This is a genomic window from Mycobacterium sp. TH-M25 (assembly GCF_057473665.1).
Window position 1 is genome coordinate 1 of the sequence record NZ_JBYCLA010000580.1, and the last position, 7,567, is coordinate 7,567.

The following is a 7,567-nucleotide window of genomic DNA, read 5'->3' on the forward strand; positions in this document are numbered from 1 at the left end:
AACTCGACGATCTCGTCGTGATGCTTTCTGGGCACCAGCAGCCGCGAAGTCAGCGCGCAGCCCTGGCCGGCATGGGTGACCATCGAAAAGGCCGCGAACACACTCGCGCCGGCGAAGTCGGCGTCGTCGAGCAGGATGACCGCCGACTTTCCGCCGAGTTCGAGGAAGACGCGCTTGACGGTCTCGCTGGCCGCCGCCATGATCTGACGGCCCACGGGCGTCGACCCGGTGAACGTGATCACGTCGACGTCCGGGCTGGTCGTCAACGCTTCTCCGACAGCCGAATCCGACGAGCTGAGCACGTTGACCACGCCGGGCGGGATATCGGTGTGCTCGGCGATCAGCTCGCCGAGCGCCAAAGTAACCAGCGGGGTGTCCGGAGCGCCCTTCAATACCACTGTGCAGCCGGCCGCCAGCGCCGGCGCCAGCTTCGCCAATGCCAGCTGGTTCGGGTAGTTGTAGGCGATGATCGCGCCCACCACGCCGGCGCCTTCCTTCTCCACCCAGCGCTTGTGCCGCATGCCGCGGGATTCGATTTCACCGAGATCCTCGGTCATCGAGTAGTTGCGCAGCACATCGGCGTAGTAGCGGACGATCTTGATTGGCTCGTCGAGTTGGGCGCCGTGAGTGAGGGCGCGTGTCGCGCCCACCTCGGCGATGGTGAGCTCACGCAGTTCCTCGGCGCGGTCGAGCAGCGCCTGATGCAGTTGGTCGAGGCAGTGGATGCGGAACTCCGTGTCGGTCGACCACGTGGTGGTGTCGAAGGCCCGTCGCGCGGCCGCAATCGCGCGCTGCGCCTCGGCGAGGCCGGCGTCGGGGGCGTAACCGAGCACTTCACCGGTGGCCGGGTTGAGGGACGCGAAGACGTGCTCGGCGGTGACAAGCTCGCCGTCGATCAGCAGCCGCCGGTCAGGCCCGCTATCTGTCGATGCCTGCGCGTCCTGCATCGTCGCGGCGTGCGGTGGCATTCGGGCTCCTCGACATCGGGATAATTACATTCTCATTCGGGGCGAATATTACATTCCCTGTACGAGAATTCAACGAAACGGGAGAAACGAGACTGCTGTCCTCGTAGGCGCTATATGCACCTACAGATTGCGGCGTCAACCCAGGTTGGGGCCGGTTTCTGCATCGCCTTGCGAGCCCCCACAACGCGAGAGTAGGGTTCTCGCATCTGGAAGGGAGATTCTTTGTGTGCGGTATGACGCCTATCCCGGCGACGCCGTGAGAACGGCTGTTGTCACCGGCGGCGGCTCGGGGATCGGCCTTGCCATCGTCGCGCGACTGCGCAAGGACGGCTACCGGGTCGCGACCATCGACCTCGAACCGCCCGACGCCGACCTCGCGTTCACCGCCGATGTCACCAAGCGCGGGCAGATCGACGCCGCGCTGGCCGGCATCCGCGAAGCGGCGGGGCCGATCACCGTTCTGGTCAACGCGGCCGGGCTTGACGGGTTCAAGCGCTTCGCCCACATCGAGTTCGACGACTGGCAGCGCCTGATCGATGTCAACCTCAACGGGGTCTTCCACATGATCCAGGCTGTGCTGCCCGACATGCTGGACGCCGGCTGGGGGCGCATCGTCAACATCTCCTCGTCCAGCACGCACTCCGGTGCCCCTTTCATGTCCCACTACGTCGCCGCCAAATCCGCAGTCAACGGCCTGACCAAGTCGCTGGCCCTGGAGTACGGCCCGAACGGCATCACGGTCAACGCGATACCTCCGGGCTTCATCGACACCCCGATGCTGCGCAACGCCGAGCGGCGCGGCAACCTCGGCGACATCGAAAAGACCATCGCCGCAACGCCTGTGCGCCGGATCGGCAAGCCCGAAGACATCGCGGCGGCCTGCGCCTTTTTGGTGTCCGAGGAAGCCAGCTACATCACCGGTCAGATCTTGGGCGTCAACGGCGGCCGAAACACATAGCAACCGTGAGAATTTCGTCAATAGAATCGTGAGGAGACGTAGTGGGCGAAACCAAGGGCCGGGTCGCGGGCAAGGTTGCCTTCGTTACCGGCGCAGGCCGCGGCCAGGGCCGCTGTCACGCCGTCCGGCTGGCCGAAGAGGGCGCCGACATCATCGCTGTCGACATCTGCCATGACATCAGCACGATCGGCTACCCGATGTCGGGCCCGGAGGATCTCGAGGAGACCGCGCGGCTGATCGAAAAAACCGGTCAACGAGTGGTGTTCGCGCAGGCCGACGTTCGTGACGCGGCAGCGCTGCACGCGGTGCTGGAAAGCGGACTGGCCGAGTTCGGCACGTTGGACATCGTGGTGACGGCGGCCGGGGTCGCCGGCATGAAAGGCCGGCCCCCACTGCAGGCCTGGACCGATGTGATCAACACCAACCTGATCGGGACGATCAACACGATTCAGGTTGCGCTGCCGTACCTCAACGAGGGAGCCTCGATCGTCGCGACAGGATCGACCGCCGCATTGATGGACACCTCGAAGAAGGACAACCCCGGCAAAGACCCGGGCGGGATGGCCTATGTGCACTCCAAACGCGCATTGTCGAGCTACGTCCATGACCTCGCGACCGAACTGTCGGCCTTCGGCATCCGGGCCAACGTCGTGCACCCGACCAACACCAACACGCCCATGCTGCAGAGCGAACCGATGTACCGTTCGTTCCGGCCAGATCTCGACAACCCCACTCGCGCTGACGCCGAACCGGTTTTCGCTGTGCAGCAGGCGATGAGGATCCCGTTCGTCGAACCGGAGGACATCAGCAACGCCGTGCTGTGGCTGGCCTCCGACGAAGCCCGGTATGTCACCGGTTTGCAGCTGCGTGTCGATGCCGGCGGCTACCTCAAGTGGTACGACTACCGCACGTAAGGGAACCCATGAAAGTCCGAGTTGATTCAGACCGCTGCCAGGGGCACACGCTGTGTTCCATGATCGCGCCCGCGTCATTTGAGCTCGACGACATCGAAGGCCACGCGTCGGCCGTGACGGAAGACGTTCCGGCAGAAGACCAAGACGCGGTGCGCGAAGCAGCGCGCTCCTGCCCCGAGCAAGCCATCCTGATCCGTGACGATCGCTAACGCGGCGTAGCCGCGCACAGCGGGTCGGCACCAGACAAAACGGAGACCTCATGAACGTCGACGACGAGATCGACCGCAAGAAGAATCGCTACCACTTCGACCGGCATACGCCCGAGTACCGCGAACAATTCGAGAAGATCACCAAAGAGATCCACCAGAAGTGTCCGGTCGCATGGACCGACACCTACGGCGGCCACTGGGTGGCCGGCGGCAGCAGCGCCGTGTTCGAGCTGGCCCGCTGCCCGGTCGTGTCCAACGACCACGACATCAATGGTGAACGTAAAGGCTACCAGGGCATTTCGATCCCCAAGGCCAAGCGTGCGAGCGGGGTGCGCGGCGGCATCCTGGAAATGGATGATCCCGAGCATCGCATCTACCGCACCGTGCTCAACCCATATCTATCGCCAGCGGCGGTCAAGCGATGGGTGCCGTTCATCGACGAGGTGACCCGTGCCTGCCTCGACGAGAAGATCGAGGCAGGCCGCATCGACTTCGTCGACGACCTCGCCAACATCGTGCCCGCCGTCCTGACGCTGGCGATGCTGGGCATCCCGCTGAAGAACTGGGCGATCTACAGTGAACCGGTGCACGCCTCGGTGTACACCCCGGAGCACTCCCCCGACATCGACAAGATCGTCGCCATGCATCGGCAAATGGGTCTGGATCTGCTGACCAACATGGTCGAGATCAAAGAGAACCCGCGGCCCGGAATTGTCAACGGGCTGCTGCAGTTACGTATCGATGGCGAGCCCGCACCCGACCTCGAAATCATGGGCAACCTCGGCTTGGTCATCGGCGGCGGGTTCGACACCACCACCGCGCTGACCGCTCATGCGATGGAGTGGTTGTCGCAGCATACCGACGAACGCGAACGGCTCAGCCGCGAGCGGGACACTCTGCTCGACTCCGCCACCGAAGAGTTCCTGCGCTACTACACACCGGCCCCCGGCGACGGCCGCACCTTCGCCGACGATGTGAAACTCGAAGGGACACAGTTCAAAGAAGGTGAGCGGCTGTGGATCTCGTGGGCGATGGCCAACCGTGACCCGTCGGTTTTCCATGACCCGAATGCGATTATCTTGGACCGGAAAGGCAATCGGCACTTCAGCTTTGGCCTCGGCGTCCACCGCTGCATCGGTTCCAATGTGGCGCGGACGGTGTTCAAGTCGATGCTGACCGCGGTGCTCGACCGGATGCCGGACTACGTGTGCGACCCCGAAGGAACCGTGCACTACGAGACCATCGGGGTCATCCAGGGCATGCGGCACCTGCCGGCCACCTTCACCCCCGGTAGGCGACTCGGCGCGGGCCTGGACGAAACGCTGGAGAAGTTGCAGACGATCTGTGATGAGCAGGAACTGGCCCTGCCCATCACCGAGCGCAAGGAAACCGCCGTCATCGACTGAAAAACGGCCTATATTCAGCCCACGAACGGAAGGGTCTATGAGGTGAAGTCGTTGGTGCTGAGCTTGGCGTTGATGGCAGCCGCTGTGGCGCTGCCGTCGGTGGCCCACGCCCACATGCCATACGGAAACTACCAGGTGGAGTCGCCGCGCGACCCGGGTCACTCCTGGCTCTGGGCGCTGCGGCCCTGCGAGCCGGCGCACGCCGATGACTGCCTCCAAGACCAGGCCCAGCCAAGGCCCAACGGCCAAGCCACGCCGTGGTACGCCGTCGCACATCTGACGAACGGCCAATACACCATGCCGGTCGATGTCCCCGACGGAGTGCGTTGCACGGTCTACTTCCTGCCGTCCCACGACGTCTACACCTGGGACGCGGTGACGCTGAGCGGTTCGGTGACGTCCGCCTACGACGCCGGTTGCGGCGGTGCGCCGGGTGGCACCGCCAGTTGGCCGTTCAACCTCGTCCGGTTCTAAGGTTCAGCGGGCGGGCAGCCCCAGTACCCGCTGGGCGATGATGTTGCGCTGGATCTCCGAAGTGCCGCCGGCGATGGTTCCGGCAAAGCTGCGCGCGTAGCGCTCAAACCAACTGCCGTAGTAGTGATCGAGATTCATCGGCTCGTAGGGCCCGCTCAGCGCTGGGTGCAGCAGCCCGTCGGATCCCGCCGCGGACAAGGCATTTTCGCACGCCTGACGCTCGGCCTCCGAACCCAGCAACTTGAGCACCGACAGGGCCGGCACGTCCTCTTCTCCGCGCGCGGCACGGGCCAGCGCCACCGACCCGAGCAGGCGCAGCGCCTGGCGGTCCATCACCGCGGTGGCGTACTGGTCGCGCTCGATCGCGTTTCCCGGCTGGAAATCGGTGATGACGTTGTCCAGGCGGTCGGCGAAGCCGAGCCACATCATCGTGCGCTCGTGTCCCAGCGATCCGTTGGCCACTCCCCAGCCCTGGTTGAGGGGTCCGACGAGATTTTCCGCCGGAACCCGAACGTCTTCGAAGAACACCTCGTTGAAGTCGAGATTGTCTTGGCCGCAGATATCCGGGAACGGCCGACGCGTCACACCGGGTGTGTCGGTGGGGATCACCAGTGCGCTGATTCCCCTGTGCTTCGGTGCATCTGGATCGGTGCGCACGAAAGTCAGCAACACGTCGGCATCGTGAGCGCCCGAGGTCCACACCTTCTGTCCGTTCACCACGAAATGGTCGCCGTCGCGTACCGCCTTCGTCCGCAATGACGCCAGGTCGGAGCCGGCACTGGGCTCGCTCATACCCAGCGATGCGGTGATTTCGGCCCGTAGGATCGGCACCGCCCAATGCTGTTTCTGCTCGTCGCTGCCGAATGAAATCAGCGACGCGGCAATGATATTCACACCTTGAGGATTGAAGCTGTGGTATATCCGGCGCTTGCACAGCTCTTCGAGGTACACATACTGCTGCAAGACAGTGGCATTGCGGCCACCGAATTCCGGCGGCTGGGTGGGCAGCAGCCAGCCGTTGTCGAACAGCAGCCGCTGCCAGCGACGAGCCCAAGCGGGCATGTGGGACACCGATTTCGGCCGCTCCAGCGCCTCCGCCGTCGCCGCCGGCACGTGCTCGTCGAGGAAAGCGACGAACTCGTCGCGGAACGCCTCGACGTCGGGATCAAAGGTGAGCTGCACGGTACTCCTCGGTAATTCTCGCGCGGTGCTCGGCGGTCCCGCCGAGCATCAACTCGCCGGCCTTGGCCCGCTTCAGCGCAAACTGGAGATCGTTCTCCCAGGTGAATCCCATTGCGCCGAAAAGTTGCAGGCCGTGTCGGAATACCAGCGACTGGCATTCGCCCGCAGCGGCTTTCGCCATCGCGGCAGCCAGCCGGCGGCCCGGGTCGTGCGCCGAGATCGTCAGTGCGGAGTAGTAGGCAAGGGCGCGTGCCCGCTCGATCGCGACGTGCATGTCGGCGGCCTTGTGCTGGACCGCCTGAAACGATCCGATCGCTACGTTGAACTGGTGGCGGCTGCGCACGTGGTCGAGGACCAGATCCAGGATGCGTTGGCACGCACCGACCATGGTGATCGCCATGCCCATCAGCGCGACGTGGTGCGCCCGCTCGGTGTCGACACGCACCCGAGCGGCATCGGGTAGCCGCAGTCCGCTGAAGGTCAGGTCAGCAACATGCAGCACCGGGTCGAGCACCGCGCTGCGCCGTCGGGACAACTGCGCTCCCGCGTCGTCGGCCTTGACGACGAACACCGCGGCATCGGTGACCACGCCCAGCCATTCGGCCCGGTCGCCGTCGAGCACGTGCCGGGCCGTGCCATCGAGCACCCACTCGTCGCCGTCGCGGTGCACGGTGATGCCGCTGTGGACGGCGGTGCCGGATGCCCGGGAGTCGAAGCGGTCCCCCACCAGGGGCGCGTATTGACTCATGGTCGCCAGGAACGGGGTCGGGTCGGTCGCACGACCCAGCTCTTCGAGAACGATGGCCAGCTCGACGGCATTCTCCGGATCGCTCAACTCGGTCCAGCCGTGCGCGACGTAGGCCTTCCACGCCGGCCCCGGATCCACGCCGCCCTCGGCAACACCTCTGACCAGCGTCGGCGGACACTGCTTGCCGACGGCGTCGCGGACGGTGTCCTGCCAGAGCCGCTGATCGGCGTCGAATTCCAGCAGCATCCAGCCAACTCCTCAGATCGTCAACGTGATAGGAGAACACTATTCTCTTATTAGCGCAGTCGCAATCTCGTCCTTTTCGATGCCGAGTTCATCAAACCTGGCCCCGACTCCGGTGTCACCGGCGCGATACAGGCCCGATCGAGCGGGGCCACGGGTGATCCGGACAGCCGGCGCCGAGGCCAGAGAATGGTATTATCGCTGGGGCAGAACACCAGTTCCGCCGTTGGCGCTCGATGGCGGCCTCTATCAGGCGAAACGCATAATCGAAATGCTTACCGGAAACCCGTTGAACAGCGGCCAATGGAGATGTTAGTTTGGCTAGACGACTGCTGAAGACCTCGACTCGGTCAGTCGATTCGCGAAGGGCGGTTTAGGTGATCGAGCACCCAGACGGTACGCGCACGCCGCTGATCGACGCGAGCGTTCACATCTTCTTCGCGTCCAACAAAGAACTGCGTTCGG

At 64.5% G+C, this 7,567-nt stretch carries 8 protein-coding genes; 5 read left to right on the plus strand and 3 right to left on the minus strand.

The genetic code is table 11. The features are described 5' to 3' along the window. A partial coding sequence (locus tag AC2VOU_RS19370; RefSeq protein WP_486958815.1) for an aldehyde dehydrogenase family protein occupies positions 1-968 on the minus strand: 968 nt, incomplete at its 3' end. A gap of 256 nt (positions 969-1,224) precedes the next feature. Between AC2VOU_RS19370 and AC2VOU_RS19375 the strand changes: the two genes are divergently transcribed. The 5 genes from AC2VOU_RS19375 to AC2VOU_RS19395 all read left to right on the plus strand — a co-directional run bounded on the left by AC2VOU_RS19375 (position 1,225) and on the right by AC2VOU_RS19395 (position 4,929). Then, complete coding sequence (locus tag AC2VOU_RS19375) at positions 1,225-1,926, plus strand: SDR family NAD(P)-dependent oxidoreductase (protein ID WP_486958816.1); 702 nt, start codon at positions 1,225-1,227, stop codon at positions 1,924-1,926. 41 nt (positions 1,927-1,967) lie between these two features. Further along, positions 1,968-2,840: a mycofactocin-coupled SDR family oxidoreductase gene (locus AC2VOU_RS19380; protein WP_486958817.1), complete on the plus strand. Its 873-nt coding sequence runs from the start codon at positions 1,968-1,970 to the stop codon at positions 2,838-2,840. Between the two features lie 8 nt (positions 2,841-2,848). Beyond that, positions 2,849-3,049 carry a ferredoxin gene (locus tag AC2VOU_RS19385; RefSeq protein WP_486958818.1) on the plus strand — a complete coding sequence of 67 codons (201 nt, stop codon included), beginning with the start codon at positions 2,849-2,851 and terminating at the stop codon, positions 3,047-3,049. A 50-nt stretch (positions 3,050-3,099) separates the two neighbouring features. Next, complete coding sequence (locus AC2VOU_RS19390) at positions 3,100-4,455, plus strand: cytochrome P450 (RefSeq protein WP_486958819.1); 1,356 nt, start codon at positions 3,100-3,102, stop codon at positions 4,453-4,455. A 72-nt stretch (positions 4,456-4,527) separates the two neighbouring features. After that, positions 4,528-4,929 carry a hypothetical protein gene (locus tag AC2VOU_RS19395; protein WP_486958822.1) on the plus strand — a complete coding sequence of 134 codons (402 nt, stop codon included), beginning with the start codon at positions 4,528-4,530 and terminating at the stop codon, positions 4,927-4,929. Positions 4,930-4,932: 3 nt separating this feature from the next. On the opposite strand, the gene AC2VOU_RS19400 is transcribed toward AC2VOU_RS19395, so the two are convergent. Together AC2VOU_RS19400 and AC2VOU_RS19405 are read right to left on the minus strand one after the other, a co-directional pair. Beyond that, the gene (locus AC2VOU_RS19400) at positions 4,933-6,111 is read right to left on the minus strand and encodes an acyl-CoA dehydrogenase family protein (RefSeq protein ID WP_486958820.1); all 1,179 of its coding nucleotides are present in this window, start codon (positions 6,109-6,111) and stop codon (positions 4,933-4,935) included. Beyond that, complete coding sequence (locus tag AC2VOU_RS19405) at positions 6,095-7,105, minus strand: acyl-CoA dehydrogenase family protein (protein ID WP_486958821.1); 1,011 nt, start codon at positions 7,103-7,105, stop codon at positions 6,095-6,097. Before AC2VOU_RS19405 ends, AC2VOU_RS19400 begins: the two co-directional genes overlap by 17 nt. Positions 7,106-7,567 lie beyond the last annotated feature (462 nt).

Excerpts from the sequence above, each read along its gene's own strand:
- AC2VOU_RS19385 (WP_486958818.1), top strand. The coding sequence starts at position 2,849 with ATGAAAGTCCGAGTTGATTCAGACCGCTGCCAGGGGCACACGCTGTGT.
- AC2VOU_RS19390 (WP_486958819.1), top strand. The coding sequence starts at position 3,100 with ATGAACGTCGACGACGAGATCGACCGCAAGAAGAATCGCTACCACTTC.
- AC2VOU_RS19395 (WP_486958822.1), top strand. The coding sequence starts at position 4,528 with ATGGCAGCCGCTGTGGCGCTGCCGTCGGTGGCCCACGCCCACATGCCA.
- AC2VOU_RS19405 (WP_486958821.1), bottom strand. The coding sequence starts at position 7,105 with ATGCTGCTGGAATTCGACGCCGATCAGCGGCTCTGGCAGGACACCGTC.